The following is a 25,400-nucleotide window of genomic DNA, read 5'->3' on the forward strand; positions in this document are numbered from 1 at the left end:
GGCCGCTCGGACGTCGCGGTGGACCGGTACCGAAGCACCCGGCCGCCTTCCGACACCCCGCACGCTAGGGACCGTCTAGGACAGGAGGCGTCCTAGATCCACAGGTCCCCGATCCCGGGCCGGCTACAGCGGGAAGACCGACCGCCCGTGCTGGATCGACAGCCACTTCTGGGTCGTGAACGCCTCGACCGTGGACTCGCCGTTCAGCCGCCCGATCCCGGAGAACTTCTCGCCGCCGAAGGCCACTTGCGGCTCGTCGTGCACCGTCCCGTCGTTGACGTGGATCATCCCGGTCTCTATCCGCTGGGCGATCCGCGCCCCGCGCTCCACATCGGCGGTGTGCACCGCCCCGCTGAGCCCGTAGGGGGTGTCGTTGGCTATCCGCACCGCCTCCTCCTCGCCGTCGAACGGCACGAGCAGCACCACCGGCCCGAACAGCTCCTGGCCGTGCAGGGCGGAGTCCGTCGGCAGCCCGGCCAGCACGGTCGGCTCGACGAGATTGCCCTCCGTACGGCCGCGCAGCAGCGCGGTGGCCCCCTCGGCGACGGCCCGGTCGACCAGCGAGGTCAGCGACTCCGCCTGGAAGGTGTTGATGAGCGGGCCGATCTGGGTGCGCGGATCGCGCGGATCGCCGGTCCGCAGCGCCGCCACCTTGGCCACGAACTTCTCGGTGAACTCGGCCTCCACCGCGCGGTCCAGCAGCACCTTGTTGGCGGCCATGCAGACCTGGCCCTGGTAGACGAAGCGGCTGAAGACCGCGGCGTCCACCGCGTAGTCGACGTCGGCGTCGTCCATCACGATCAGCGCGCTGTTGCCGCTGAGTTCGAGGATCACCCGCTTGAAGTGCCCGGCGCTGACCGCCGCGACGTGCCGGCCGACCTTGTCCGACCCGGCGAACGAGATCACCCGGGGCACCGGGTGCTCGATCAGCGCGTCCCCGATCTCCGCGATGTCGGTGACCAGAACGTTGAGCAGCCCGGCCGGCAGCCCCGCGTCCTGGAACAGCTTGGCGATCAACCCGCCGCCGGTGATGGGGGTGTTCTGGTTGGGCTTGATGACCACGGCGTTGCCCAGCGCCAGCGCCGGCGCCACGGACTTCATCGAGATCAGGAACGGGAAGTTGAACGGGCTGACCACCCCGATCACCCCGACCGGCCGGGTGTAGACGCGGTTCTCCTTGCCGTCCACCGGCGAGGGGAGGATCCGGCCCTGCGGCCGCAGCGCGAGCTGGATCGCCTCGCGGACGAACTCCTTGGCGAGCCGGACCTCGTACTGGGCCTTGATCCGGGTGCCACCCAGCTCCAGGACGAGCGCCTCGACGATCTCGTCCTCGTGCTCCTCGATCAGGCACAGCAGCCGCTCGGTGACCTGCCGCCGGTCGTAGGGGTTCCGCAACGCCCAGTCCCGCTGCGCCCGTTCGGCAGCGCGGTAGGCCGCATCGACCTGGTCCACGCCGGCGACCGTGATCGACGCCAGCTTCTCCTGGTCGTAGGGGTTGAAATCGATGATGTCCCACGAGCCACTGCCGGCCCGCCACTCACCGTCGATGAACTGGTAGGCCAGGTCTGCGAAGAAGGACATGGCATCCCTACTCTGTGCGGCACTGCTCTGCGGGGGGGCTGATCCAGCGTCATCCTACTGCTGGGTCACGTGAGTTGGAGCAGTCCCCGCAGGAGATCCCGGGTCTCCGAGGGGTTCGGACTGTCCTGTTGAAGCTGCTCCATCGCCCGCTCGTACTGGGCGACCTCCTCCGCCTTGTCCACATAGAGGGCACTGGTGAGCTGCTCCAGATAGACCACGTCGGACAGGTCGGACTCCGGGAAGCGCAGCATGGTGAACGACCCGCTCTCCCCCGCGTGCCCGCCGAAGTTGAACGGCATCACCTGGAGCCGCACATTGGGCTGCTCCGAGACGTCGATCAGATGCTTCAACTGCCCCCGCATCACGGCGCGTCCGCCGTACGGGCGGCGCAGCGCGGCCTCGTCGAGGACGCAGTGCAACTGGGGCGCCCGCTCCGATATCAGCAGCTTCTGCCGCTCCTGGCGCAGCGCCACCCGGCGCTGGACGTCCGCCGCCGACGCGCCCTGCATGCCGCGCGAGACCACCGCGTGCGCGTACTCCTCGGTCTGCAACAGCCCGTGGACGAACTGCACCTCGTAGACGCGGATTTGGGACGCGGCCCCCTCCAGTCCCACATACGTCTGGAACCATCCGGGGAGCACATCGCTGTAACTGTGCCACCAGCCAGCGACGTTCGCCTCCTTGGCCAGTGCGAGCAGTGCCTCCCGCTCCCGCTCGTCGTTCACGCCGTAGAGCGTGAGGAGATCTGCGACATCGCGTGCCTTGAAGCTCACCCTGCCCAACTCCATGCGGCTGATCTTCGATTCGGACGCACGGATCGAGTAGCCGGCCGCTTCACGGGTTATCCCGCGCGACTCACGCAGCCGACGGAGCTGGGATCCGAGCAGGATCCGCCGCACCACCGACCCGCCCGACTCACTTGCGGACACCTCTCTGACCCTCCTGTGACCCCACCCCGTCCAACAGTGGGGCGCAGTCTGCCATGTTCAGGCTTCATTCAGTGCTCATGTGGTTACTGATATGTGCGGCTCCCGCAAGCCCTCCACAAGAAAGCACAGGAAGAATACGGCGCTTATGCGGCCAGCCCTACACAATCACGTCAGCTGCACGTGCATCTGCCCTTGCATCTGACCTACGCATTGGGAACCATGGGCGTCGCACGCATGCACGCTCGTGAAAGATCCGCCAGATCCCCCGGCTGACCGGCCTGGGTCATGACGTCCGCGAACGCCAGGAGTGCCTCGCATGGGGACCAAGGTTTCGACCATGCTCGATTTCGAGCCGTTATGGCAGGGCTTCCCTCCCGTCGACCCCTTGGCCGCCTCCGGTTCCGCTTCCTGCCCGCTCCCGCCCCGCTACGAATCCGTCGGCGGCGCTCGGAAGTTCACCCGCGAGACGCTCAACGGCTGGGGCCTGGAGGGGCTCTTCGACGGCGTCGGCCTGGTGGTCTCCGAGCTCGTCACCAACGCCCTGCGGCACGCGGTCCTCGCCGCCGGAGAACACCCGGGGTTCGGCACCGGCTTCGCCGAGGCCGGCCTGCCCGCCCGGCTCCACCTGATGCGCTGGTCCTCCCGGCTCGTCTGTGCGGTGCGGGACCCCAGCGACGCCTCGCCGGAGGCCGGCGAGGCGGACTCCGCCGACGAATCGGGCCGCGGGCTCTACCTGGTGGACTCCTTCAGCGACAGTTGGGGGTGGCACCGGCTCCCCGGAGGCCGCCCCGGCAAGATCGTGTGGGCCCTCTTCCGGCTGCCGTGACGCCGGCGCGGACCGCGCCGGACCCCGCTCCCGACACAACGGGCGCCCGCCTCAAGGCGGGCGCCCGTTCCCGTGCGTTCAGTCGCGCACCAGGTGGTCGAACTCCCCGTCCTTCACGCCCAACAGCATCGCCTCGACCTCGGCCGGCGTGTAGACCAGCGCCGGGCCGTCCGGGAAGCGGGAATTGCGGACCGCGATGTCGCCGCCGGGCAACTTCGCGAACTCCACGCAGGACCCCTGGGAGTTGCTGTGCTGGCTCTTCTGCCAGCGCACGTCCCGGAGATCCGTTGCGGCCATGCCGTTGTATGCGTGGGGCACAGGGCTCTCCCGGTGGTGTACGCGGCGGTAACGGTGTCAACTGCCCGGGATCATAGCTGCGTTCACATGCCGATGCATGCGCAGATGCACGTGCACGACAGCCGGTGCCGGGTCGGTCACATTTTGTTGAGCACCTTCCCCAGAGCATCCGTGACAATCGACCGCCAGCCGCCGCCCATGATGCGGTGCGCCTGCACCTGATACGGGTCGTCGGGGTCGAAGCCCTCGTGGACGAGGAAGAGACGCGTGCCGCGCCCTTCGGGTTCCAAGGTCCAGGTGAGCGTCCAGTCGGCGCGGTTGCCCTGCCCCTCGTCGGCGTCCCGCCAACGCAGCCGCAGCATCCGCTCGGCCTCGAAGTCGACGACCTCGGCGACGACCGTGCCGGAGAAGTTGCTGTTCGGCCGGGGCAGCGTCCGCATCTCGTAGCGGTGGCCGATCGTCAGCCGGAAATCGCCGGGCATCATCCACTGGGCCAGCAACTCCGGCTCGGTCAGCGCCCGCCAGACCTTGGCGGGCGGGTGCGGCAGGAAGTGGTCGACGCGGAGCGTCGTCGCGTCCGCCGGATCGTCGTCGGGGGCCGGGAAGCCGTGCGTGGTCATTGCGCCTCTTCGTGGGGGATGCGGTCGAGCAGCTCGGCCAGGCCCGCCAACTTCGCGCGCCAGAACCGCTCATAGGGTCCGAGCCAGTCCTGCACCTCGCTCAGCGGCGCCGCCTCCAGGCGGTAGATCCGCTGCCGGCCGGCCCGCTGCTCGCTCACCAGGCCGGCCTGCCGCAACACCTTCAGGTGCTCGGACAGGCTCGGCCGGCTCATCGCGAAGTGCTCGGCCAGCCGCTGGACGGGTTGCGGTCCGTCGTCACGCAGCAGGCGGAGCACCTCGCGCCGGGTGGCGTTGGCGAGCGCCGCGAAGACCCGGTCCTGGTCCGGTTCGGACAGGACGGCGCGCGGCGGTACGGGAGTGGCGTTCACACCCGCAAAAATAGGTAGGAGTTTCCCTACGTGTCAAACGTAGGGAAACTCCTACCGGTCGCGAGGGGTGACGCCGGCTGCCGGGGGCGCCCCCTCGCGAGGCTTCAACTCACCGCGAGGAGTACGGCAGCAGCGCCATCTCCCGGGCGTTCTTGATCGCGCGGGCCAACTGCCGCTGCTGCTGCGAGGTCACCCGGGTCACCCGGCGGCTGCGGATCTTGCCGCGGTCCGAGATGAACTTCCGCAGCAGGTCGGTGTCCTTGTAGTCGATATAAGTGATGCCGGCCGCGTCCAGCGGGTTGGGACGCGGCCCGGCCTTGCGGCGCGGGTCGTGGCGACGGGGCATGACGGGGCTTCCTTCTACGGGTACTACGGGCGGAGGGGCCGGTTCCGGGCGGGAAGTCGGCCGGTTCCCGGGGGAGTTGGTGCGGGGCGCCGGGCGGGCGCCAGCACGAGGGGCGGGGGCGTCAGGGCACGGGGTCGAGCAGCTCGTCGAAGGCGGCCGGCAGGCTCTTCCAGGCCACCGGCCCGCCGGCGTACTCGGCGTCGGTGAGCAGACAGGACTCCAACAGGTCGCGCAGCCCGTCGCGGTCCAGTCCGGGCGAGGTGAAGACCAGGTGCTGGCCGCGGTCCCCGTGCTCGGGGTGCCAGTCCAGCGCCGCGGCGGCCCGGCGCATCGGCGGCACCAGCTCCCAGGCCGCGTCCGGCAGCGCGGCCAGCCACGGCCCGGCGTTCTCCACGCACAGCGCCCCGCCCGCGGCGTCCCAGGACAGCAGCGTGTCCGGCCGGTCGGCCAACCAGAAGCGGCCCCGGCTGCGCGCCGCCGCACAGGTCAGGTCCTCCAGGGCCGCGTAGAGCCGCCCGGGGTGGAAGGGCCGGCCGCCGCGCCAGACGTAGGTGGCCACACCGGCCGCGTCGGCCTCCTGCGGCAGCAGCGCGCAGGCCGGGTGCTGCCGCAGCGCGGCCGCCTCCACGTCGAAGCCGGCCCTCGCGACGGCGGCCAACTCCGGGGAGTCCACGTCCACTTGACGGGCCATCGGGTGGAGCTGCGCCAGCAGCGCGCGGTCCGCCTCGTCCGCGGCCTCCTCCCCCGCGGCCAGCGCCAGCACCGAGGGGTACTCCAGCTGGCGCGCCCAGGTGTCGGCGACCGTGCGCTGGTCGGAGGCGGCGGCCGCCAGGCCGGCCTCGGCCAGGTCGTCGCCGTTGGCGAGGTAGGGCAGCAGCAGCGCCGGATCGACCGCCGTCAGCACCCCGGTCAGCGCCAGCCGCTCGCTCCCGCACGCCGTGACCACCTCGGCCATCGCCTTCGGCTCGACCGAGTCCCACAGCTCGACGATCGCCAGCCGGCAGGTCCGGCCCGCGGCCAGCCGCTCCAGCTCGGGGACGAGGTCCTCGCGCAGCGCACAGCAGGCGCAGTCGTTGACCAGCGGCGCCTCGCCGGTGTCCAGCATGCCGCCGGCGTCCCGGACGGTGCGGCGCACCGTGCCGTCGGCCGCCGAGGCCAGGTCGTGGTGGAGGGCGACGCTGCCGGGGACGGTCCGCAGCAGCCGCTCGACGACGGCCCGCCGGGCGTCCGCGTGCAACCCGCCCACCAGCACGACGCTCAGCCGCTCCATCAGCGGGCCCCGCGCTTGCCGTACCGGCGCTCGAACCGCTCGACCCGGCCGGCGGTGTCCAGCACCCGGGCGGTGCCCGTGTAGAAGGGGTGGCTCGCCGAGGAGATCTCGACGTCGACGACGGGATAGGTGCGGCCGTCCTCCCACTCGATCGTCTTGTCGCTCGTCATCGTCGAGCGGGTCAGGAAGGCGAAGTCCCCGGCCCGGTCGCGGAAGACGACGGGCCCGTACGGGGGGTGGATTCCGTGCTGCATCGGACCTCAGCGCTCCTCTCGGAAGGTGACGTGCCGACCGACGACCGGGTCGTACTTGCGCAGTTGCAGGCGGTCGGGGTCGTTACGGCGGTTCTTGCGGGTCACGTAGGTGTAGCCGGTGCCGGCGGTGGACCGGAGCTTGACGACCGGGCGTAGTTCGTTGCGGGCCATGCAGGGTAGTATACGCAAATGGTTTCCATTTTCAATAAGGCCCCAGAGGCCCCGACCGTAGGAGGCACCGCACCGTGTCCGCCCACTGCCAACTGACCGGCCGCAAGCCGGGCTTCGGCAAGACCGTCTCCCACTCGCACCGGCGCACCCCGCGCCGCTTCGACCCCAACGTCCACCGCAAGCGCTACTGGCTCCCGAGCGAGGGCCGCCACGTCCGGCTGACCCTGAGCACCAAGGCGATCAAGACCGTCGACACGATCGGCATCGAGGCCGCCGTCGCCCGCATCCGCGCCCGAGGGGAGAAGGTCTGATGGCCAAGAAGAGCAAGATCGCGAAGAACGAGCGGCGCCGCGCCACGGTCGCCCGCTACGCCGCCCGCCGGGCCGCCCTCAAGGCCGTCATCCGCGACCCGCGCGCCTCCAACGGGGAGCGCGTCGCGGCCCAACAGGAGCTCGCCCGCCAGCCGCGGGACGCCAGCGCCACCCGGGTCCGCAACCGCGACAGCGTCGACGGCCGCCCGCGCGGCTACTTCCGCGCCTTCGGCCTCTCCCGGGTCAACCTGCGCGACCAGGCCCACAAGGGCTATCTGCCGGGCGTCACCAAGTCGAGCTGGTAGCCCCCGCCCGGCCGCCCGTCCCAGGGCTTGACCCCTGGGGCGGGCGGCCGGGAGGCTCGGGTCATACTGGACAGAACCTCCGCAGGCACCCCGACGAAAGCGAGAGCGCCCATGCTGCGCAACGCCCTGGAGCCTTGGCACCTCATCCTGATCGTGGTCGCCCTCGTCCTGGTCTTCGGATCCAAGAAGCTCCCCGACATGGCGCGCGGCCTCGGCCGCTCGATGCGCATCCTCAAGTCGGAGGCCAAGGCCCTCAAGGACGAGCGCACCACCGAGGCCACCGCCCCGGCCGCCGCCCCCAACGAGCAGCCCGCCGGCCGCTGACCCGACCGGCCCCGGCCGCTCAGCTGTCGCCGCCCTCGTCGATCAGCCGCCGCACCTCGCGGTCGACCAGCCCCAGCCGGGCCTCCGCGACCAGCGGCACCGCGCGCCGCTGCCGGCGCGCCTCGGACGGGTCGATCTCCACGGTGACCAGCGCCGGCTCCCACTTGGGCGCCTGCGCCACCACCGCGCCCCGCGGGTCCACCACCCGTGAACCGCCCCAGAACGCGGCCCCGTGCTCGTTGCCGACCCGGTTGACGAAGACCACCCAGCACTGCAGCATCCGCGCCGTATAGGACAGCAGGGTGTCCCAGTACAACCCGGTGTCCATCGCCTCCGGGTCCAGGCTCGCCGCGCTGTTGGTCGGCACGAACAGCACCTCGGCCCCGTCCTGCACCGCCAGCCACGGCAGCACCGGCTGCCAGGCGTCGTTGCACACCAGCGTCGCCCCCCGCCCCCTGTTGGGCGACTTCGACAGGTCGTACGCGCGCAGCGACTGCCCCGGGCTGACGTGCTTGCGCTCCTCCCAGGCCAGGTAGTTGGGCAGGTAGAGCTTGCGGTGCGCATGCAGCAGCGCACCGTCCCCGTAGTACGCGGACGTGTTGTACGCGCGCAGACTGGTGTGCTCGTGGAAGCCGACCAGCACGTCCGGCCCCAAGGTGCTCAACTCCCGCAACCGGGGATCGCTCACCTCGATGGACTCGTCCCGCTTCAACGCCCCCAAGTGGTAGCCGTGCAGGCTGAGTTCGGGGAACACCACGAGATCCGCGCCGTGCGCCACCGCCTGTTCGATCTGCTCCCGAGCGATCCGGAGGTTCTCCGGCACGTCCCCCAGCACGCAGTCCGTCTGCGCCAGCGCGATGAGCATGGCCCCACTCCCCCTAGGTTAATTACGCCTCATAGGCTTTACGGCCTTTCTCCGGATTCTTCCCCAAAGATCCCGTTAAGACGCATCCCACCAACGAGCGAAAGAACGATCCTTCCCGTGCCGAGCGCCGTCACCACGCGTTGATCCGCACGATCCGTCGTGCCCCCGGGCGGCTCCCAGCCGCAGCGCCTCCCGGCCGTGCCGCACGACGGCCACGGTCGGGCCGCCGGCGCGCACGGCGCCGCCCCGACCGGGAGGCCGGCCGAGCGGCCCACCGCATCCGCTCGGCCGGCCACCGACCCCTTAGGGCCTGTCCGACGGGTCAGGGTCGGACAGGCCCTTAAGGACATCGCCGGCCCTTGGGGCCAGCGGTCACACCCGACGCTTGTGGGCCCGGCGCAACAGCACCGCTCCACCGAGCAACAGCCCACCGCCCACACCGGCCGCCAACCCCAGCCGCTCCGCCCCGCTGGACGCCAGCAGCGCCTCCCCCGCCGACTTTCCGGCCCGCGCCACCTCCCGCATCCGCGGATCGTGCCCGGGACGCGCCTGCGCGCCCTGCTGGGCGCCCTGCGCGGGCGGGGCCGACCGCGGCTTCCGGCGCGGCTCCGGAGCGGCCCCGTGCGACGCCGCAGCGGCCCCGTGCTCCGCGACCGGCGGCGGGGCGACCAACGGCGGTCGGGGCGCCGCACCGTTGCCGCACCCGTTGCCCATGGCGGGGTTCAACAGCGCCACTCCGTCAACCGAGTTGCCGCACGCGTTCACCGGAGCGTTCAGCCCCACCTTGACGGTGTTCCCGGACAGCACCCCGGCCGAGCCCGCGGCGCCCCCCGCCGCGCCGGCGTCCGCGAACACCGGACCGGTGCCCGCCCCCAACACGGTTGACGTCGCCGCAACGAGCACGCATGTCTTCAGGCTCTGTCGCATGTCTCCTCACTCCGCAGTCCTCAGCGGCGGGCGCAACGCCCGCACCCCCGTGGCGCTCACACGACCGGGCGGCCGGCAGCGCAAGCGCCCGCCGGCCGCCCGGTACTGCAAGCGGTATATCGACCGAGGCCGATGGCCGTCAGCGGTTCTTGACGCCGTTGGCCGAGAAGACCGGGATGTCGGACAGGATGTGCGACAGCGCCTCATCACCCTTGGCCTGCGTCGAGTTCTTGGCGCACTGCTGGTTCTGCGGCGAGGACAGGATCGGAATGTCCTCGACGCCGACGTTGATCGCGGCGAGCACGGACTGGACCTCGCCCTTGGCCGGAAGCCCGACGCAGAAGTCGTTCAGGGTGCCGCTGGCCAGCCCGAGCTGGGTGCTGAGCTTGCCGTGCGTGGTGGAGTTGCCGTACACGGACTTCGAACCGTTGCCGTTGACGGTGCTGGTGCCGTCCGTGTTGCCGGTCGCCAGGGCCTCTGGAGCCGCCGCGGCCGAAATCCCGACGAGCGAAACCGCGAGCGTCGCAGCCGCCATCATCTTCTTCATCGCGCTAAACCCTTCAGGAGAAGGAACTCCCGGACAAGGGAGCCCTGTTTGAACAACAGGCCACAGGCGCCCGAGTTCCGCACCATCACCCAAATAGATGGCGATCAGATCCCGAAGGAGCCCACAGCACACCACGTGGCCCGGGAAACCGCGAAAAGGCTTCCCGGGCCTGTGCTCATTTCCGGCCGCCATGTCAATGCCCTGGCAACCCCATCAATCTCGCAAGGGCATTGACATGCGTCCCTCCACACACCATTCCTAACGATTACCGGGAGCCAACAACGGTCACGGGCGAATAACAATTCCCGGGCCCGGATGGATGGCGAAAACGAAAAACCGGGCCGCCCGGAAGGGAATTCCGGGCGGCCCGGGGCGCCACTGGTCGGGTCAGCGGTTGTGCTTCCCGTTCCCGGAGAAGATCGGGATGTCGTCCAGGATGTGCGACAGCGCCTCATCACCCTTGGCCTGGGTGGAGTTCTCGGTGCACTGCTGGTTCTGCGGCGAGGACAGGATCGGAATGTCCTGGACACCAACGTTGACCAGAGCGACCAGGGACTGGACGTCACCCTTCAGCGGAAGAGCGACACAGGGCTTGTTGAGCGAGCCCTGGATCAGGCCGATCTGCGGGCTCATGTACCCGTAGGTCGTGGAGTTCCCGTAGATCTGCTTGGAACCGTTTCCGTTGACGGACGACGTGCCGTGGTGGTGGTTAGCCGTGGCCATCGCCTGGGGAGCGGCGGCTGCGGCCACCCCGACAATGGACGCAGCCGCGGCTGCGGTTGCCAGAGCCTTCTTGATCATTGTCGATCCTTCGTGTTTCGGGATGCCCCTGGGTCGGCAGTCTGACCAACCCACAAGGGCGCATTCGGTTGTGCTCATTCACTTGAATGAGCCGGCACCCTGATCTTTCTTGCTCCGATCAGGTATCCCGTCCGGAAGACGCACGGCCGTGATCCACCATCCGGACCGCCCAACTGAACGCCGAAAACCGTTAGTTGGCACGTTTGCGATCCGGCGGCTGAGGCTTCACACGGCCGTGCCGACCTCCGCGGGCGATCCCGTGGGACAGAAGAAGACGCCGCCCTGACCCGCTACTTGCGGAGCGGCCGACCGCCCAGCAGCGGGACCTCCTTAGTGGCCCCCGTGGCGCCACGAAGAAGCTGCTTGGGGTGCCCGACGGTCTTCTCCGCACCCCGGACGGTGTTGACCAGCGGCGTGACCTGGCGGCTGTCCAACTGCTTGTTGTTCAACGCGTCCATCAGCCCGCCGTTGAGGCTCATGTTCGGAGAGGTCGTGTGGTGCGAACCGGCTTCGACAGCGAAAGCGGGCACCGCCGCGCCCAGCGCCATGACAGAACCGGCAACAGCCGCGGCAGACTTCGCGTACTTCACTTCCAACTGTCCCTTCTGGTGCGGTGCTCGATGAGATCGCGGCACCAGTGCCGCGCGAGCAATCACTTCGCTGCTCGGATCACCGCTTTCCCTCTGTCTAACGAGCTCCACCGCCCGGAGAAACTCATGCGTTCCGATTCTTCGGGCACGCCGCCAGAAAAGGGCCGGACCGTCGGAGGCGCGGCCGCAAAGGGCCGGAAGCCGTCGGCCCCGACGCGCGACGAAAGGCGAGCCGGGGCCGGCCACAACGACGCGGCTCGAATTTCTCCGGTCAGCGGTTGAGGCAGTGGTTGCCGAACGCCGGGTTCAGCAGACCGATAACGTTGACGGAGTTGCCGCACAGGTTGATCGGTACGTGGATCGGGACCTGAACGACGTTGCCCGAGATGACACCCGGGGAGCCCTTGGCCCCGCCCTTGGCGCCCGCGTCGGCGAATGCCGGCGCAGCGACACCCACCGCCATGAGCGTGCCTGCAGTGACGGCTGCGACCTTTGCGTACTTCATTTCAGCCCTTCCTGCAGCGGGGTCCGAAGCGCACACGACCGTCGTGTCGCACGGGCGCGGATCTGCCGCCCGTAACTCCGCCGTCGATATTGGTAACGATTTCTCCTCGCCGGCGAAACTCTCACGGAGAAGTTTTCGGAGGAATCGCCCGAATGCCGCAGACGCATTCCTGGAGACCTACCGCACATATAAGGGGGAAACAACACCGTCGTTCGAACGCGAGACACCCGTCGAATACGAATTCCCGCCGGCCGGGGAAACGAGAATTACCGGCCCTGCGATTCGTGACGCGGCGCCGCAGGCCCGGGGCCGTCCGGGCGCGACGTCCGGCGGTCCGGGCCTGCGGCAGGCGGCCGGCTCAGCGGTTGCCGATGCCGTTGGCCGAGAGGATCGGGATGTCGTCCAGGATGTGCGACAGCGCCTCATCACCCTTGGCCTGGGTGGAGTTCTCGGTGCACTGCTGGTTCTGCGGCGAGGACAGGATCGGAATGTCCTGGACACCAACGTTGAGCAGGGCGACCAAGGACTGAACGTCAGCCTTCGCCGGAAGCCCGACGCAGAGCTTGTTCAGCGACCCGGAGATGAGCTCCAGCTGCGGGCTCATCTTGCCGTGCGTGGTGGAGTTGCCGAACGCGGCCTTGGAACCGTTGCCGTTGACCGTGGAGGTGCCGTGGTGGTGGTTGTCGACCGCCATCGCCTGAGGGGCGACCATCGCGGAGATGCCCACCATGGAAGCGGCCACTGTTGTCGTGGCCAGGACCTTCTTGAACACTGTTGACCCTTCTGGAAGCGGAGTGCCCGTATCCGGAGCGCACTGGTCAACTCGCTTCTGGGGGTGCGGTTTCGCGGATTCACCCTAATGCCGCGCAACCATAGACACATATCACTGCATCAGGACGGCAGCGTCCGTGCGCGACGGGAAACGCGGCGCACGGGATTTCGTAACGTCCCTGTGCAGTACGGGAATGAGACAGAGGAAAGGCCCGCCCCTGTCGGAGGCGGGCCTCAAGCGCCTTTCGGCGCTTACTTGTTGACGCAGATGTTGCCGAAGGCCGGGTTGAGCAGGCCGACGACGTCGACGGTGTTGCCGCACACGTTGATCGGGACGCTGATCGGCACCTGGGTCAGGTTGCCGGAGATCACACCGGGCGAACCCACGGCACCACCAGCGGCCTTGGCACCCCCGTGGTCATGGGCGCTGGCCATGGCGGCACCTCCCACGACGGCGATGCCCGCGGCGGCGGACAGGACGACGGCCTTGGAGACAAACTTCACGGTGAACCTCTTTACTGAGCAGCATTCAGGTTTCTGTGCGCGCCGCCTGGAGCGACAAGCAGTTCAACGCCACAAACCGGGCAAAAGTAGCGGGCCAAACGGGTGATGGTTGATCACAACTGCCGTACGGGGCGCCCGTGGTGGCCGCGGCGGGATCCGTGGGGCGCGGGGCGGGGGCGTTGTCAGACCCTCCTGGGAGACTCGGGAGCATGAGATGGGCGGTAGCGGAGACGGGCGACGGGGGTGCGCGTCTCTGCCCGCTCGCCCAGGACGGGCGGCCGGCGGGGTCGGTGGTGCGGGAGCCCTCGCTGGCCGAGGCGGTGCGGTCGCGGCCCGAGGTCGAGCGGTGGGTGTGGCGGTCGACGGGCGAGATCTACCGGCGGCTGCTGGCGGCCGGCGTCCGGGTCGAGCGGTGCTACGACGTGGAGGCCGCCGAGGCGCTGCTGATCGGCCATGAGGAGGGGCAGTCGGGCCAGCCCCGCTCGCTGGCGGCCGCCTGGGCGCGGCTGCACGGCCTGCCGGTGCCGGCGGACGCGCCCGCGCGGGCCGCGCAGACCCAGCCGTCCCTGTTCGAGCCGGGTCCGGTGCCGTTGCCGTCCGGCACCGACGAGTTCAGCGCGCTGCTGGAGGTCTACGCCGGCCAGTTGGCCCGTACGGCGCGGGCCGAGCACCCGGACCGGATGCGGCTGCTGCTGGCCTCCGAGTCGGCGGGCATGCTGGTCGCCACCGAGATGTCCCGGACCGGGATTCCCTGGCGGGCCGACGTGCACCGCGCGCTGCTGGACGAGCTGCTCGGCGAGCGGTTTCCCGGTGGGCTGGAGCCGCGCCGCATGGCGGAGCTGGCCGACGAGGTGTCGCGGGCCTTCGGGGACGGCGTGCGGGTCCGGCCCGACCTGGCGGGCGACATCATCCGCGCCTTCGCCGGCGCCGGGATCCCGCTTTCGTCGACCCGGAAGTGGGAGCTGAAGCGGATCGACCACCCGGCCGTGGCCCCGTTGCTGGCGTACAAATCGCTCTACCGCCTCCACACCGCCCACGGCTGGTCCTGGCTCCAACAGTGGGTGCACGACGGCCGGTTCCGCCCCGAGTACCTCCCCGGCGGCACGGTCTCCGGGCGCTGGACGGCCAACGGCGGCGGCGCCCTCCAGATCCCCAAGGTAATCCGGCGGGCGGTGCGCGCCGCCCCGGGGTGGCGCCTGGTGGTCGCCGACGTGGACCAGATGGAGCCGCGAGTGCTGGCCGCGGTCTCCCGCGACCGGGGCCTGATGGAGGTGGCCGGCACCGGCGCGGACCTCTACGCGGATCTGGCCGCCCGTGCCTTCGGCGGCGACCGCGAGCAGGCCAAGTTGGCGTTGCTGGGCGCCATTTACGGCCAGACGTCCGGCGACGCCCTCCAGCACCTGGCCGATCTGCGCCGCCGCTACCCGGCCGCGGTGGCCTACGTCGACGACGCGGCCCGGGCCGGCGAGGAGGGCCGCCTGGTGCGCACCTGGTTGGGCCGCACCTGCCCGCCCGTCTCGATGGCGCCGCCCGACGAGGCCGGCCTGCCCCAGGAGGAGGAGCGGCCCGGCGGCCACGGCGGCACCTCGGCGACCCGCGCCCGTGGCCGCTTCACCCGCAACTTCGTGGTGCAGGGCAGCGCCGCCGACTGGGCGCTGCTGGTGCTGGGCGCGCTGCGCCATGCGATGGCCCGCGCGGGCCTCCGCGCCGAACTGGTGTTCTTCCAGCACGACGAGGTGATCGTGCACTGCCCCGCGGACGAGGCCGCCACGGTCGCCGAGGCCATCGCGACGGCGGCCGCCACCGCGGGCCGGATCGCCTTCGGCCCGACGCCGGTGCGGTTCCCGTTCACCACGGCGGTGGTGGAGTGCTACGCGGATGCCAAGTGAGGTCCATGTGGCGCCTGTTGCCGCGTGTTGCGTGGTGGGGTGCGCGGTGCGCAGGGGGCGGCGGACGGTGTACCGGCGCGGTCCGGGGCCGCGTCGCGTCAGCGGGTCCGTAGAGGGGAGGTGGCCACCGTGCCGGTCCCGCCCGGAACGGGGGTGCATCCCGAACGGGCGCCGTGCGCGGGCGCGTTGGAGTCGTTCGCCGCTCCGCATCGGGACCTCGCGGCCACCCGGGAGCGGTGCCGCGCGCCGCTGTTCGCGGTGCCCGCGGACCGTTCCCGTCGAGTACCGGGCGGCCGATGGGCCGGACCCGGCGGGCGCCGAGTCGGGCACGGGCCCCGCGGCGGCGGGCGTTCCGCCCAACCCCCGGCTGGACAGCCTGCGTTCGGTCCGTCTGGTGTGGCGGCACTGCCTTCCCGAGGGCGCGTTCCCGAGGAGGGGGCCGCCGGGCGGGCCGCGCCGGAGGCGTACGCGCGGCGCCTGACGGGCGCCGGGGCGCCGGTCACGGTCCGCAATGCGCCCGGTGCCCGGCACGGCTTCGAGCGGCTCGTCCCGGGCGCGGGCGCCGGTCCCGGGGGCCGGAGACCGCGGTCGCCACGGGGCGGTGACGCCCTAAACTCGCCGAGTAGGGAGCCGTCCGCGGGTGGACGGCCGCCATCCGAGTCGCGAAGGGACAGCGTTGACCGACACCGAAGGGGCCGACGCCCCGGTCGCGGGCGAGGCGCCGGTCACCAAGTTGAGCCCCAAGGACCGCCGCAAGCGGATCACCGACCGGGTGCTGGCCGAGGGCCAGGTGGCCATCGAGGACCTGGTCCAGGAGCTCGGCGTCAGCCAGATGACGGTGCACCGCGACCTGGACGCGCTGGAGCACCAGGGCTGGCTGCGCAAGGTGCGCGGCGGGGCCACGGCCACCCCCAGCGCGCTCTTCGAGTCCACCGCGCGCTGGCGCGGCAACGAGCAGGTGGCGGCGAAGGAGGCGATCTGCGCGGCCGCGCTGGCGATGGCCGAGCCGGGCCAGGCGGTGATCATCGACGACTCCAGTACGGCGCTGCCGCTGGCCCGTTCGCTCTCCGCGCGCGGCGCGTTCACCGTGATCACCAACTCCCTCCAGGTCATCAACGAGCTGGCGGAGGAGCCGGACATCCGGGTCATCGCGCTGGGCGGCGAGTACCACGCGGCGTTCAACGCCTTCCTGGGCATGTCCACCGCCGACATCGCCCGCAGCTTCCGCGCGGACATCGCCTTCCTGTCCACCTCGGCGGTCGACAACGGCCACTGTTACCACCAGGCGCAGGAGAACGTCCTGGTCAAGCGCGCGCTGATGGCCGCCGCCCGGCGCAAGGTGCTGCTCGTGGACCACTCCAAGTTCGGCCGGCAGGCGCTCTACGAGCTGGCACCGCTGGCCGACTTCGATCTCGTCATCTCCGATGAACACCTTCCCCAGGAGGAGCGGGACGCGCTTCAATCCCTGGGGGTGCGGTACGAGTTGGCGACCGAGGGGAGTCGGCGGGGATGAGCGCGGACGACGGACGGGGCGGTGCCGAGGGGCCCGGGGGCGCGGGGAGCGGCGGCCTGGAGCGGATCAATCCGCCGCACCTCGCGCCACCGACCGGATTCAGCCACGCCGTCCGCGTCGCCGCCCCCGGCACCCTGGTCTTCCTCGCCGGGCAGACCGCCCTCGACGGCGCCGGCCGGATCGCCGGGGACGGCATCGTCGAGCAGTTCGAGCGGGCGCTGGGCAACCTCCTCGACGTGGCGGCCGCCGCCGGCGCCGGCCCGTCCGACCTGGTCAAGCTCACCGTCTTCGCGGTGGACGTGGCCGACTACCGCCGGCACGCCAAGGAGCTCGGCCGGGTGTGGAAGCGCCTGGTCGGCACGGACTTCCCGGCCATGGCCGTGATCGGCGCCGACCGGCTGTGGGACGAGCCGGCCCTGGTGGAGATCGAGGGCATCGCGGTGGTGCGCTAGGGCCTGGCGGGCGGATCAGGCCCCGGCCCCGCTCACTCCTGGTACGTCGCCACCAGGGCCTCGGCGTCCGCCGGGGAGAGCGTGATGCCGAAGTCGCTGGCCAGCAGGGACGGGATCTCCTCGGGGGTGACCTCGCGCGCCTCGCGCGACCCGTCAGCACCGACCCGGGCCAGCTCCCGGCCGACCAGCGTCAAGCGCTCCGCGAGCCCCGGCTTCTGCACCACGATCTTGCCGGTGAACGGGGACCGCGGGTGGGTGGAGATGTAGTGGTTGAAGACGGCGTAGTCGGCCGCGAAGCGCCGTTCGGTCCCGAAGGAGTACAGGTCGAACCAGCCGTCCTCGTGGCGCGAGCGCAGCACCCAGGACGCGGTCTCCTTCTCGTGGACCAGGCCGAAGGTCCAGGCGCCCTGCCGTTCCTCGACGCCGTCCCGCAACGGGAGCGGCGCGAGCAGCGCCTCGCCGCCGAAGCCGACGTCGGTGATCCAGTCCTCGCCGTCCAGCTCCACCCGCAGCAGGGCGTGGGTGACCGCCCGCACCTTGTCCTCGCCCATCCGGATCCGGGCGCCGAGCCCGGACACCCGGAAGCCGAGCCGCTCCAGCGCGGCCGCGTAGAGGAGGTTCTGCTCGTAGCAGTAGCCGCCGCGCCGCTGCCGGACCATCTTGGCCTGGAGGGAATCCAGGTCGAGCGGGATCGGGCGGCCCAGCACGATCTCCAGGTTCTCGAAGCCGATGGCGGCGCTGTGCGCGGCGTGCAACTGCCGCAGCGTCGTCAGGCTCGGCCGGCGGTCGCCGTCGTAGCCGATGCGCGCCAGGTAGGCGTCCAGATCGAGCTGTTCGCCGCCCCAGGTGGTCGCGGTCATGGTGCGCTCCCCGTTCGTCGTGGCCTGCCGGTGCAGGGCCGTCAAGGAGCATAGGAGGCGGCCGCGACAGGGCGGATCGGCTGTCGGGACCAGGCCCGGCGGCGGGGGGCCTAGGCCCCGCGACCGACCCGGGGGCCGGTGACGCGCCGCGGGACGGCCCCGGCGCCCGTCACCGTCGCCCGCGCGCCCCGTCCGCCGGATCGGGTTTGAAGGCCCAGCTCATCTTGGGCTCCATGGCGAACCGGAAGATCCGCCGCACCGGTGGGGTGCACAGCAGCGTGACGATCGTGCCGGCGAGCAGCGTCACCAGAGCCTGGCCCCACGGCGTGTGGATCCAGTGGTGGTGGTACCAGCCCCAGAACCGCGACCCCTTGGCCAGGAAGCCGTGCAGCAGATAGCCGTAGAGGGTGCCGGCGCCCAGCACCGTGAACCACGTCCGGCGGCCCGGCACCCAGGCGAAGAAGCAGACCACCAGCAGCAGCGAGCTGCCGAACATGGCGAACGTCATCACCGGGCCGCTCCACCAGGGGGCACCCAACTCCTGTGCGCTGTCCCGGTGGTAGAACCAGGCGGCGTTCATCCGCGGTGCGGCCCAGTAGGCGAAGGCCAGCGCGCCGGCGGCGATCGGCAGCGCGGCGATCCGTACCGGGCGGCGGCGGACCCAGGCGAAGTGCTCCGGCCGCAGGTTGAGCCCCAGCACGAAGAACGGCAGGAACTGGAGCACCCGTTGGAGGTTGAGGTCGTCGCCGATCTCCGGCGAGAAGGACGCCAGGACCGCGATGGTCAGTGCGAGCGGCAGCGGCCAGCGCACGATCCGCCACAGCGGGGTGGTCAGCCGCCAGATGAACAGCGCGACCAGGAACCACGTCAGGTACCAGGGCGACAGCAGGCTGATCGGGTGCCCCGGATCGTCGTCCGCCCAGCGCTTGAAGAAGGCGTAGGCCACCTCGAAGAGCACGTACGGGACCGCGACGCCGGTGATCAGCCGCTGCAACCGGTCCCTGCGCAGGTCGAAACTGCGCGAGAAGTAGCCGGAGATGATGATGAACGCCGGCATGTGGAAGGCGTAGACGGTGAGGTAGAGCGCCGCCGCGGACCGGCTGCCGTGGCGCAGCGGCTCCCAGGAGTGGCCCATCGCCACCAGCACGATGGCCAGGTACTTGGCGTTGTCGAAGAAGGCGTCGCGGGACGCGGACCCGCCGCCGGTCGCCGCCTCGTCCGCACGCCGCTCGGCCCGTTCGCGACCGCTCCCGTCCGTCGCCTCCGGGGACGCCCCGGCGGGCGGTGCGGTCATCGCGGAGAGCGTGGCCGTCGAGGTGCCCGCGCCCTCCGCGCCCGGTGCGCGGTCCGCGTCCTTGGGCAGTTGTCGGGGCAGCGGGACCCGCCGCTCGCCGTGCGCCGGAGTCTCGTCGGTCAACGGTCCTCCCGGAACGCGCCTGCCGGAGGAGCCGGACGTCGAGACGCGCCGGGCCCCGCAACGGAACCCAAAAGCCGCATCCGGCGTCTTAGTTGATTCACGGGAGTTGTGGCGTCGAACATCCCAGGCACCATAGCCGCGGCGACGGAATCCCGTAAATCCCGCCCCGCCGCGCCCGCACTTCGCGCCGAAATACCGCATCACTCCGCCGTCGACCCGGGCAAAATGCCGCAAAATACGGGCGGGAGATGACACGCGGGCAACAGGGACGAGCAGGCCCAACTCCGGTACGGAGGAGTGGATCCGGCAAGCCGCCGGCCGTGTGCGCCGCGCGCGGCGGTCAGTCGATGACGCCTTCCACGGCCCGGGTCCGGACCGTCCGCACGCTGGCGTCCGCGCCCACGTCCCACGCGTAGATCTCCAACCGCTGGCCGTGCGGCCCGCGCAGCCGGTGCACGGCGCGCGCCCATCGCGAACTGACCTGGGACATCCGGGGGTTGATCTCGTCGGCGAAGCGCGCATAGCGCCGCAGCTTGCCGAGCGACGGCCGCCCCAGAATCCCCGTCCGCACCTGTGGCATCAGCTTGTGCACCCGCTTCACGCAGCGCACGCAGAAGCTCTGGATCACCAGCCGCTGACGGAGGTGGGTGCGGTCCAGCCAGCCCCGCGCGCGCAGTTCGCCCAGGGTCTGCGCCTCGATTCCCGGATACTGCTCGGGCACCTTGAGTTCCAGCAACAGCCCCTGGTGGTTGCGGTCGAGCCGGCGCAGATAGTCGGTCAGCGTGGGCACCCGCACGCCGGCGAACCGCTTCCCGAACCACCTCCCGGCGTCCAGCCGCGCGATCTCGGCCGCGGTGAAGTCCCGCACCCGCCACGGCGCCCGGTGCGGGAAGACCTCGGCGGCGTTGGTGGTGCGGTTCAGCGTGGTGTCGTGCATCACGATCAGGCGGCCGTCCTTGGTCCGCTGCACGTCGTTCTCGACCCAGACCAGCCCCCGGCGGTGCGCCGCGTCGACGGCGGCGAGGGTGTTCTCCGGCGCGTACCGGGAGGCGCCCCGGTGGGCGATCACGAACGGGGTGCGGTGCCCGGCCCAGATGCTCACCACCGATCCGCCCCGGGTGGCCAGTTGCTGACGGCCCTCCGGCCCCGACGCCAGCGCGGACGACGCGAGCGTCGCCGTCACCAGGAACGCCAACCCGCCCGAGGCGAGCTGCCACCGCCGCCGGATACGCAACGCTCTCCGCACCACCGGGAGCCTCCTGTCGCTCGGCCACAGACGCCGCCACTGCCCGCTGCGTCAGCTATGCCCCCTCGGGCCGCCCGGAACGGCCCCGCCCACCGACCGTGCCCCCATCCGGGCGCCCCCGCCAGGCGGAATCGGCCCCCGACGCCGCACGGCACCGCCCCCGTTCCGCCGTACGGGCAGTTCAGGGACGGTGCCGTGGAGGTCGATCGGGCCCTTGGCGGCGTTACTCCTTCAGGACCGCGGCGGCGGCGTAGTCGAGGATCGACATCGCCCAGCCCTGGAGGTCCTGGTCGGCGTCGGCCGCGGCCTGGGCCCAGCGCAGGCGGCGGTCCCGCGAGACGTTCACCTGGATCCGCAGGGTGATGCGCTCGGCGTCCTGGGCGACCAGGTCGTCGGGCCGGCCCTCGCGGGCCGCCTTGACGCGGGCGCGCAGGAAATTCCTGGACCAACTGAGCCGCTCCGCACGGTCCAGCCAGTAGTCCTGCTCGCTCTCCGGCAGGCTGGCCAGTTCGGCGTGGTGCTGGAAACTCAGCCCGGAACGGCGACGCAGCGGCGAAAAGCGCCGGGCCACCCAGGCGTAGTTGCGCAGCGTCTGGTAATCGAGTTGGGTTTCCTCCACGGCCCGCTGATAGCGGTCCGGATAGGCGGACCGGCCGTAGATGAGCCAATCACCGAGCCACCAGGCCGAGGAATCCGCGGCCACATAGAGCTGTTTGCCTATCCTTTGCCAATCGTCCAACGAAATACCGGACGGCAATTCAAGCGTCGTGCGGCGCGCGGTGGCCTTCTCCGCGGCCCTTGACAGCTTGCCCGCACCTTTCGGCGCGGCCGGCATCGTTGCACGGGAACGGGCCCGTACATGCATTTCCCCCATGATGAACTGCCTCTGTCGTGCTTGGTCAGTTAACGACTGATCGCAGGCACCACTATCCAGCCACTGCCAGGCCCTGTCTATACCCGTTCTTTAACTTCCAGGGTTCCTTGACGCGTTCTGTAGGGCGCCTTCCCGGCTTCCGTGCCGAAGGCCCCATTCCGCTCAGCGGTGGTCGTCCAGCTCGCCGGCGTCCTGCACCAACAACGCCACCTGGACACGGTTGTTGAGGCCGAGTTTGGTGAGGATGGCGGAGACATGCGTTTTGACCGTGGAAACGCCGAGGTAGAGCGCGGCCCCGATCTCCGCGTTGGACTTTCCCTGGCCGACGCCGAGCGCCACCGCGCGCTCGCGGTCGTTGAGCAGCGCCAGCCGCTCGGCGGCCGCCTGGCGGCGCCGCGAGTGGTCCGGCGCGGACACCACCTGGTCGATCAGCCGCTGGGTGACCGCCGGCGAGAGCACCGGCTGGCCCTGGGCCACCCGCCGGATGGCGGCGACGATCTCCGGCGGCGGGGTGTCCTTCAGCGCGAACCCCGCGGCGCCGGCGCGCAGCGCGCGCAGCACGTACGCGTCGGCGTCGAACGTCGTCAGGACGAGGACCTCGGGGGCGTCGTCCAGGGCCCGCAGCGCCTCCGTGGCGGCCAGCCCGTCCATGACCGGCATCCGCACGTCCATCAGGACCACGTGCGGACGGTGCTGCCGGACCAGTCCGATCGCCTCGGCACCGTCGCCGGCCTCGGCGACGACGCGGAGGTCCGGGGCGCCGCCCAGCATCACCGACAGGCCCGCGCGGACCAGCGGATCGTCATCGACGATCAGCACGTCGACCGTGGAGGAAGCCACCGTGGCGGACTCGGCTGGGGTCATGCGGTCAGGGTAACGGGTGCCTCCTGGGCGGCCGGTCGGGACCGAAGTCGGCGGCAGGTGGGTACTTTGGTCGGCCGCGGCGCCCGGACGGCGGCACTTCGGTCGCCGCCCGGGATACCGATGGCCGATCCGCCCGCCGGCCGCGGCCGCCTAGCGTGGCCGCATGGCAAAGCTGGTGCAGCTCCTCGGGCTCTTCCTGGTCGTCGCCGGAATCAGCGGCACCGTCGACCAGTTGGCCACCCAACCCTTCCTGAGTCCGGTGCTCAACTTCGTCAACCGCTACGTCATCCCGCACATCGCGCCGCTCCAGGGCTACGAGATCATCTGCAACCTCTCACTCTCGGTGCTCGGGGCGATCCTGGTGATCGTGGCTAATCGCGCGCAGACGGCGGTGCGTTGACGGGGAACCAGACCCTTCAGCTTCCCCAGCCACTGCGCGTAGGCGAGAATCAGGTTGTCCAAACGGAAGCGGTCGGCGGCCACTTCGTGCAACAGGCCGGCGTCGACGAGGGCGTGCAGCGCGTAGTGGCACTCCGCCCGGTCCAGGCCGCTGAGCGCGGTGGCCAGCGGCACCGTGACGACATGCGCGTCCTGCATGCCGAGCGCGATCAGGACGTGCGCGGCCTCGGGCGGGAGCGCGGCGTAGGACCAGCCGATGACGGTGCTCAGCGAGGACTCGCGGTCGCCGGGCAGCTCCAGGAAGTCGACCGGGTCGCCGTCCTCGAAGCACGCGAGCGCCTCGTCGGGCGAGGGCGCGACCTTGATCCGCGTCGCGGCGATGCGCAGCGCCAGCGGCATGCCGCCGCACGCGGCCACGAGCCGTTGCACGGCGGGGCGGTGGCGGGCGGTGAACGGCTCGCCCACGATCCGGCTGAACAGCCTCAGGCCGTCCTCCTCGCCGATCCCCCGCAGGACGATCCGGCGCGCGCCGTCCCTGGCGATCAGCCCCGCGAGGCCGTTCCGGCTGGTGACGACCACCAGGGAGGACGGCGTGCCCGGGAGCAGCGCGCGGACCTGCTCGGCGCTGGCCGCGTTGTCCAGGACGATCAGCAGCCGGCGGTCGGCGACCAGGCTGCGGTAGGCCGCCCGGGCGTCGACGCTCTCGGGCGGCGGGGGCTGGCCCATGGCCGCGACCAGGTGGCGGATGGCGGCCTCGGGCGTCTTCCGCTCCCGGGTGCCGACCGCGTGCAGATCGACGTGGAGTTGGCCGTCCGGGTAGCGGTGGGCACTGGCGTGGGCGAAGCGGGTGGCCAGCGCGGTCTTGCCCACTCCGGGGCCGCCGGTGACCAACAGCAGCGTGGGCTCGGCGGCCGCCTCCGCCGCCAGCCGGTTGAGCCGCGCCAGCTCGGCGGTCCGACCGGTGAAACCCGGGACGTCCCGGACGAGTTGGGAGAGCGCTCCCGGTGGCCGGCGGTCCGCGACGGGCACCGGTGCCAGCGGCGCGGCCGCAGGCGCGGTCTCGGCCTCGCCGCGCAGCACCCGCTCGTACAACGTCCGCAACTGGGCGCCCGGTTCCATGCCCTGCTCCTCGACCAGCAGCTTGCGCAGGGCGTGGTACTCCCTGATCGCATCGGCGTGCCAACCGAGTTCGACGTAGGCGCGCATCAACAGGTAGCGCAGGCGCTCCCGTAGGGGGTGGTGGTGGACCAGGGCGGAGAGCTCGCCGACCAGGGCGGCCGGGCGGCCCAGCTCCATCAACAGCTCGGCGCGGTCCTCCAGCGCCAACAGGCGGGCCTCGGCCAGCCGGGCGCGCTCGGCGTGCACGAAGGGGCCGATCGCGCCCTCGTACGGGGTGCCGCGCCACAGGGCCAACGCCCCCTGGAGCTCCCGGACCGCCCGGGGCGCGGCCTGTTCGGCGCGCAGCGCCCGTGCGGTGGCGAGGGCGGCGCCGAACCGCTGGACGTCCACCCCCTCGGGTGCGACGCGCAGCGTGTAGCCGGAGCGGTCCGAGACCAGTAACTCCGGCTGGTCGCCGCGGCCGTTGGGCCGCAGGGAGTTCCGCAGTCGCGAGACATAGGTGTAGACGCTGTTGACGGCCGTCGCCGGGGCGTTGTCGCCCCAGATCGCGTCCACCAACTCGTCACGGCTGACCGTGCGGTTGGCGTGCGTGGCGAGCACGGCGAAGATCGTTCGCTGGGTCGGTGACCCGAGCTCCAGGCGGCTTCCGTCCCGTATCGCCAATACGGGGCCGAGAAGTGTTGCGGTCAGAGAGGCAGGCATGCGTTTCCCCCTCCTACTCCCCTCCGGCGTGATCATAGCCCAGCAATAGACGCGCTCCGGTGCACGCCCTTATCTACCGGCAGGACTTGGCACAAGCCGCGCGAATGGTGCGGGTTCGGTTCCCGGATCCGGCCCGCGATCCGGTTTCCGTCCCGCCGGCGGGACGCCGAACGCCCCGCCCCGCCCCTACCCACCGCCGGGCACAGCGGACTCAACCTGGGCGTTTGGAGGGCGTCCAGATCCCATCAAGGAGGGAGCGGTGCCCGCCGTGTTCTATTAACGAAATGCCACGCAGCGAGAGGCGGTGAGGGGAGTGCTCGATGGTGCTCTTCGTAAATCGGTGAGCCCGGTCGTCGCGACCAAGGGGGACGACTCGCGAACCCACCTGACGGCGGCGCCGGGACGGGCGATGCGGAGGCGGACCGCCCTCTGCATCCCACGGGGGATGTCCATCGATTCCTGGCGGAGCCTGGGCCGGCAGCTCCAGGAGATTTCCAGCTCCTCCGCCTGGTGGCTCGGCGACTGGCTGCTCTACGGTCAGGCCGAATTCCCCAACCGCTACAAACACGCCATCGCGCAGACCTCGCTCGACTATCAGACGCTGCGCAACTACGCCTGGGTCGCCCGCCGTTTCGAACCGCACGAACGGCACGAGCGGTTGAGTTTCCAACACCACGCCGAGGTCGCCGGACTGCCCCAGGAGGAGCGCGGGCAGTGGCTGTCCCGGGCCGCCGAACACGGCTGGTCCCGGAACGAACTGCGGCGCCAGGTACGGGCCCAGAAGGACATCACCGGCACCTCGCGCGCGGCGCAGTTGAAAATGAAGCCGGACGACGGTCAGCGCGAACTCTGGCAGGCCGCCGCCCTGCACACCGGAAAAGACCTGTTGACCTGGATCACCGCGGTTCTCGACGACGCCTCGAAATCCGCCCCTGCCATCAACAGCGGCTGAT

At 71.0% G+C, this 25,400-nt stretch carries 32 protein-coding genes; 9 read left to right on the forward strand and 23 right to left on the reverse strand.

All coding sequences use genetic code 11. The annotated features are described in order from the left end of the window. Nucleotides 1–123: 123 nt before the first annotated feature. Both PV796_RS17580 and PV796_RS17585 read right to left on the reverse strand, forming a co-directional pair. Complete coding sequence (locus PV796_RS17580) at nucleotides 124–1,581, reverse strand: aldehyde dehydrogenase family protein (protein WP_274914230.1); 1,458 nt, start codon at nucleotides 1,579–1,581, stop codon at nucleotides 124–126. Nucleotides 1,582–1,646: 65 nt separating this feature from the next. Next, on the reverse strand, nucleotides 1,647–2,510 hold the full coding sequence (locus PV796_RS17585) for a helix-turn-helix domain-containing protein (RefSeq protein WP_274914231.1): 864 nt from the start codon (nucleotides 2,508–2,510) through the stop codon (nucleotides 1,647–1,649). Nucleotides 2,511–2,826: 316 nt separating this feature from the next. Between PV796_RS17585 and PV796_RS17590 the strand changes: the two genes are divergently transcribed. After that, complete coding sequence (locus PV796_RS17590) at nucleotides 2,827–3,336, forward strand: ATP-binding protein (protein WP_274914232.1); 510 nt, start codon at nucleotides 2,827–2,829, stop codon at nucleotides 3,334–3,336. A 78-nt stretch (nucleotides 3,337–3,414) separates the two neighbouring features. Here PV796_RS17590 and PV796_RS17595 read toward each other — a convergent pair whose 3' ends face one another. The 7 genes from PV796_RS17595 to rpmG form a co-directional block, all read right to left on the reverse strand. Further along, nucleotides 3,415–3,654, reverse strand: a complete 240-nt coding sequence (locus PV796_RS17595; protein ID WP_274914233.1) for a DUF397 domain-containing protein — start codon at nucleotides 3,652–3,654, stop codon at nucleotides 3,415–3,417. A gap of 116 nt (nucleotides 3,655–3,770) precedes the next feature. Continuing rightward, complete coding sequence (locus PV796_RS17600; protein WP_274914234.1) at nucleotides 3,771–4,253, reverse strand: SRPBCC family protein; 483 nt, start codon at nucleotides 4,251–4,253, stop codon at nucleotides 3,771–3,773. Then, nucleotides 4,250–4,621, reverse strand: coding sequence for a metalloregulator ArsR/SmtB family transcription factor (locus PV796_RS17605; RefSeq protein ID WP_274914236.1), 372 nt, complete (start codon nucleotides 4,619–4,621; stop codon nucleotides 4,250–4,252). The genes PV796_RS17600 and PV796_RS17605 overlap by 4 nt, the downstream gene beginning before the upstream one ends. 109 nt (nucleotides 4,622–4,730) lie before the next feature. Then, a complete protein-coding gene (gene rpsR, locus PV796_RS17610; protein ID WP_274914237.1) occupies nucleotides 4,731–4,967 on the reverse strand; it encodes a 30S ribosomal protein S18 in 237 nt (78 codons plus the stop codon). Nucleotides 4,968–5,088: 121 nt separating this feature from the next. Beyond that, on the reverse strand, nucleotides 5,089–6,237 hold the full coding sequence (locus PV796_RS17615) for a GTP-binding protein (RefSeq protein WP_274914239.1): 1,149 nt from the start codon (nucleotides 6,235–6,237) through the stop codon (nucleotides 5,089–5,091). Further along, nucleotides 6,237–6,491, reverse strand: a complete 255-nt coding sequence (locus PV796_RS17620) for a type B 50S ribosomal protein L31 (RefSeq protein ID WP_274914241.1) — start codon at nucleotides 6,489–6,491, stop codon at nucleotides 6,237–6,239. The genes PV796_RS17615 and PV796_RS17620 overlap by 1 nt, the downstream gene beginning before the upstream one ends. A 6-nt stretch (nucleotides 6,492–6,497) precedes the next feature. Continuing rightward, nucleotides 6,498–6,662 carry a 50S ribosomal protein L33 gene (rpmG, locus tag PV796_RS17625; RefSeq protein ID WP_274914243.1) on the reverse strand — a complete coding sequence of 55 codons (165 nt, stop codon included), beginning with the start codon at nucleotides 6,660–6,662 and terminating at the stop codon, nucleotides 6,498–6,500. Between the two features lie 74 nt (nucleotides 6,663–6,736). Here rpmG and rpmB point away from each other — a divergent pair, with 74 nt between their 5' ends. The 3 genes from rpmB to tatA all read left to right on the forward strand — a co-directional run bounded on the left by rpmB (nucleotide 6,737) and on the right by tatA (nucleotide 7,602). Next, complete coding sequence (gene rpmB / locus PV796_RS17630; protein WP_274914244.1) at nucleotides 6,737–6,973, forward strand: 50S ribosomal protein L28; 237 nt, start codon at nucleotides 6,737–6,739, stop codon at nucleotides 6,971–6,973. After that, nucleotides 6,973–7,278, forward strand: a complete 306-nt coding sequence (gene rpsN, locus PV796_RS17635; RefSeq protein WP_274914245.1) for a 30S ribosomal protein S14 — start codon at nucleotides 6,973–6,975, stop codon at nucleotides 7,276–7,278. The genes rpmB and rpsN overlap by 1 nt, the downstream gene beginning before the upstream one ends. Before the next feature lie 111 nt (nucleotides 7,279–7,389). Continuing rightward, complete coding sequence (gene tatA / locus PV796_RS17640; RefSeq protein WP_274914246.1) at nucleotides 7,390–7,602, forward strand: Sec-independent protein translocase subunit TatA; 213 nt, start codon at nucleotides 7,390–7,392, stop codon at nucleotides 7,600–7,602. A gap of 19 nt (nucleotides 7,603–7,621) precedes the next feature. Here the strand turns inward: tatA and PV796_RS17645 are convergent, their stop codons facing one another. From PV796_RS17645 to PV796_RS17680, 8 genes are all read right to left on the reverse strand, one after another. Beyond that, on the reverse strand, nucleotides 7,622–8,467 hold the full coding sequence (locus PV796_RS17645; RefSeq protein WP_274914247.1) for a nitrilase-related carbon-nitrogen hydrolase: 846 nt from the start codon (nucleotides 8,465–8,467) through the stop codon (nucleotides 7,622–7,624). Between the two features lie 372 nt (nucleotides 8,468–8,839). Next, nucleotides 8,840–9,394: a chaplin gene (locus tag PV796_RS17650; protein WP_274914248.1), complete on the reverse strand. Its 555-nt coding sequence runs from the start codon at nucleotides 9,392–9,394 to the stop codon at nucleotides 8,840–8,842. Between the two features lie 139 nt (nucleotides 9,395–9,533). Beyond that, nucleotides 9,534–9,941, reverse strand: coding sequence for a rodlin (locus tag PV796_RS17655; RefSeq protein WP_274914249.1), 408 nt, complete (start codon nucleotides 9,939–9,941; stop codon nucleotides 9,534–9,536). Nucleotides 9,942–10,328: 387 nt separating this feature from the next. Next, entirely contained in the window at nucleotides 10,329–10,742 is a 414-nt protein-coding gene (locus PV796_RS17660) for a rodlin (RefSeq protein ID WP_274914251.1), read from the reverse strand. 290 nt (nucleotides 10,743–11,032) lie between these two features. Beyond that, complete coding sequence (locus tag PV796_RS17665; protein WP_274914253.1) at nucleotides 11,033–11,221, reverse strand: hypothetical protein; 189 nt, start codon at nucleotides 11,219–11,221, stop codon at nucleotides 11,033–11,035. Between the two features lie 382 nt (nucleotides 11,222–11,603). Further along, nucleotides 11,604–11,837 (reverse strand): chaplin, encoded by a 234-nt coding sequence (locus PV796_RS17670; protein WP_274914255.1) that lies wholly within the window; start codon nucleotides 11,835–11,837, stop codon nucleotides 11,604–11,606. Nucleotides 11,838–12,195: 358 nt separating this feature from the next. Further along, nucleotides 12,196–12,609, reverse strand: a complete 414-nt coding sequence (locus PV796_RS17675) for a rodlin (RefSeq protein WP_274914256.1) — start codon at nucleotides 12,607–12,609, stop codon at nucleotides 12,196–12,198. A 251-nt stretch (nucleotides 12,610–12,860) separates the two neighbouring features. After that, complete coding sequence (locus PV796_RS17680; protein ID WP_274914258.1) at nucleotides 12,861–13,112, reverse strand: chaplin; 252 nt, start codon at nucleotides 13,110–13,112, stop codon at nucleotides 12,861–12,863. A 209-nt stretch (nucleotides 13,113–13,321) separates the two neighbouring features. Between PV796_RS17680 and PV796_RS17685 the strand changes: the two genes are divergently transcribed. From PV796_RS17685 to PV796_RS17695, 3 genes are all read left to right on the forward strand, one after another. Continuing rightward, a complete protein-coding gene (locus PV796_RS17685) occupies nucleotides 13,322–15,001 on the forward strand; it encodes a bifunctional 3'-5' exonuclease/DNA polymerase (protein WP_274914259.1) in 1,680 nt (559 codons plus the stop codon). Nucleotides 15,002–15,677: 676 nt separating this feature from the next. Then, nucleotides 15,678–16,514 (forward strand): DeoR/GlpR family DNA-binding transcription regulator, encoded by an 837-nt coding sequence (locus PV796_RS17690; protein ID WP_274914262.1) that lies wholly within the window; start codon nucleotides 15,678–15,680, stop codon nucleotides 16,512–16,514. Continuing rightward, on the forward strand, nucleotides 16,511–16,966 hold the full coding sequence (locus PV796_RS17695) for a RidA family protein (protein ID WP_274914264.1): 456 nt from the start codon (nucleotides 16,511–16,513) through the stop codon (nucleotides 16,964–16,966). Before PV796_RS17690 ends, PV796_RS17695 begins: the two co-directional genes overlap by 4 nt. A gap of 32 nt (nucleotides 16,967–16,998) precedes the next feature. Here the strand turns inward: PV796_RS17695 and PV796_RS17700 are convergent, their stop codons facing one another. The 5 genes from PV796_RS17700 to PV796_RS17720 all read right to left on the reverse strand — a co-directional run bounded on the left by PV796_RS17700 (nucleotide 16,999) and on the right by PV796_RS17720 (nucleotide 22,227). Next, nucleotides 16,999–17,826 (reverse strand): arylamine N-acetyltransferase family protein, encoded by an 828-nt coding sequence (locus PV796_RS17700; RefSeq protein WP_274914265.1) that lies wholly within the window; start codon nucleotides 17,824–17,826, stop codon nucleotides 16,999–17,001. A gap of 169 nt (nucleotides 17,827–17,995) precedes the next feature. Next, nucleotides 17,996–19,243, reverse strand: a complete 1,248-nt coding sequence (locus PV796_RS17705; protein WP_274914266.1) for an acyltransferase family protein — start codon at nucleotides 19,241–19,243, stop codon at nucleotides 17,996–17,998. A 340-nt stretch (nucleotides 19,244–19,583) separates the two neighbouring features. Then, the gene (locus tag PV796_RS17710) at nucleotides 19,584–20,489 is read right to left on the reverse strand and encodes a glycerophosphodiester phosphodiesterase (RefSeq protein ID WP_376564522.1); all 906 of its coding nucleotides are present in this window, start codon (nucleotides 20,487–20,489) and stop codon (nucleotides 19,584–19,586) included. A gap of 223 nt (nucleotides 20,490–20,712) precedes the next feature. Then, nucleotides 20,713–21,324: an LmbU family transcriptional regulator gene (locus tag PV796_RS17715; RefSeq protein WP_376564512.1), complete on the reverse strand. Its 612-nt coding sequence runs from the start codon at nucleotides 21,322–21,324 to the stop codon at nucleotides 20,713–20,715. 201 nt (nucleotides 21,325–21,525) lie between these two features. Then, nucleotides 21,526–22,227 carry a response regulator gene (locus PV796_RS17720; RefSeq protein ID WP_274914268.1) on the reverse strand — a complete coding sequence of 234 codons (702 nt, stop codon included), beginning with the start codon at nucleotides 22,225–22,227 and terminating at the stop codon, nucleotides 21,526–21,528. A gap of 163 nt (nucleotides 22,228–22,390) precedes the next feature. Here PV796_RS17720 and PV796_RS17725 point away from each other — a divergent pair, with 163 nt between their 5' ends. Beyond that, entirely contained in the window at nucleotides 22,391–22,627 is a 237-nt protein-coding gene (locus PV796_RS17725) for a hypothetical protein (protein WP_274914269.1), read from the forward strand. Here the strand turns inward: PV796_RS17725 and PV796_RS17730 are convergent. Then, on the reverse strand, nucleotides 22,540–24,447 hold the full coding sequence (locus tag PV796_RS17730; RefSeq protein WP_274914271.1) for an AfsR/SARP family transcriptional regulator: 1,908 nt from the start codon (nucleotides 24,445–24,447) through the stop codon (nucleotides 22,540–22,542). The genes PV796_RS17725 and PV796_RS17730 overlap by 88 nt on opposite strands. 409 nt (nucleotides 24,448–24,856) lie before the next feature. On the opposite strand from PV796_RS17730, the gene PV796_RS17735 reads away from it, so the two are divergent. Then, complete coding sequence (locus tag PV796_RS17735) at nucleotides 24,857–25,399, forward strand: LmbU family transcriptional regulator (RefSeq protein WP_274919096.1); 543 nt, start codon at nucleotides 24,857–24,859, stop codon at nucleotides 25,397–25,399. Nucleotide 25,400 lies beyond the last annotated feature (1 nt).

Source organism: Streptomyces sp. WZ-12 (assembly GCF_028898845.1).
GTDB lineage: Bacteria > Actinomycetota > Actinomycetes > Streptomycetales > Streptomycetaceae > Streptomyces.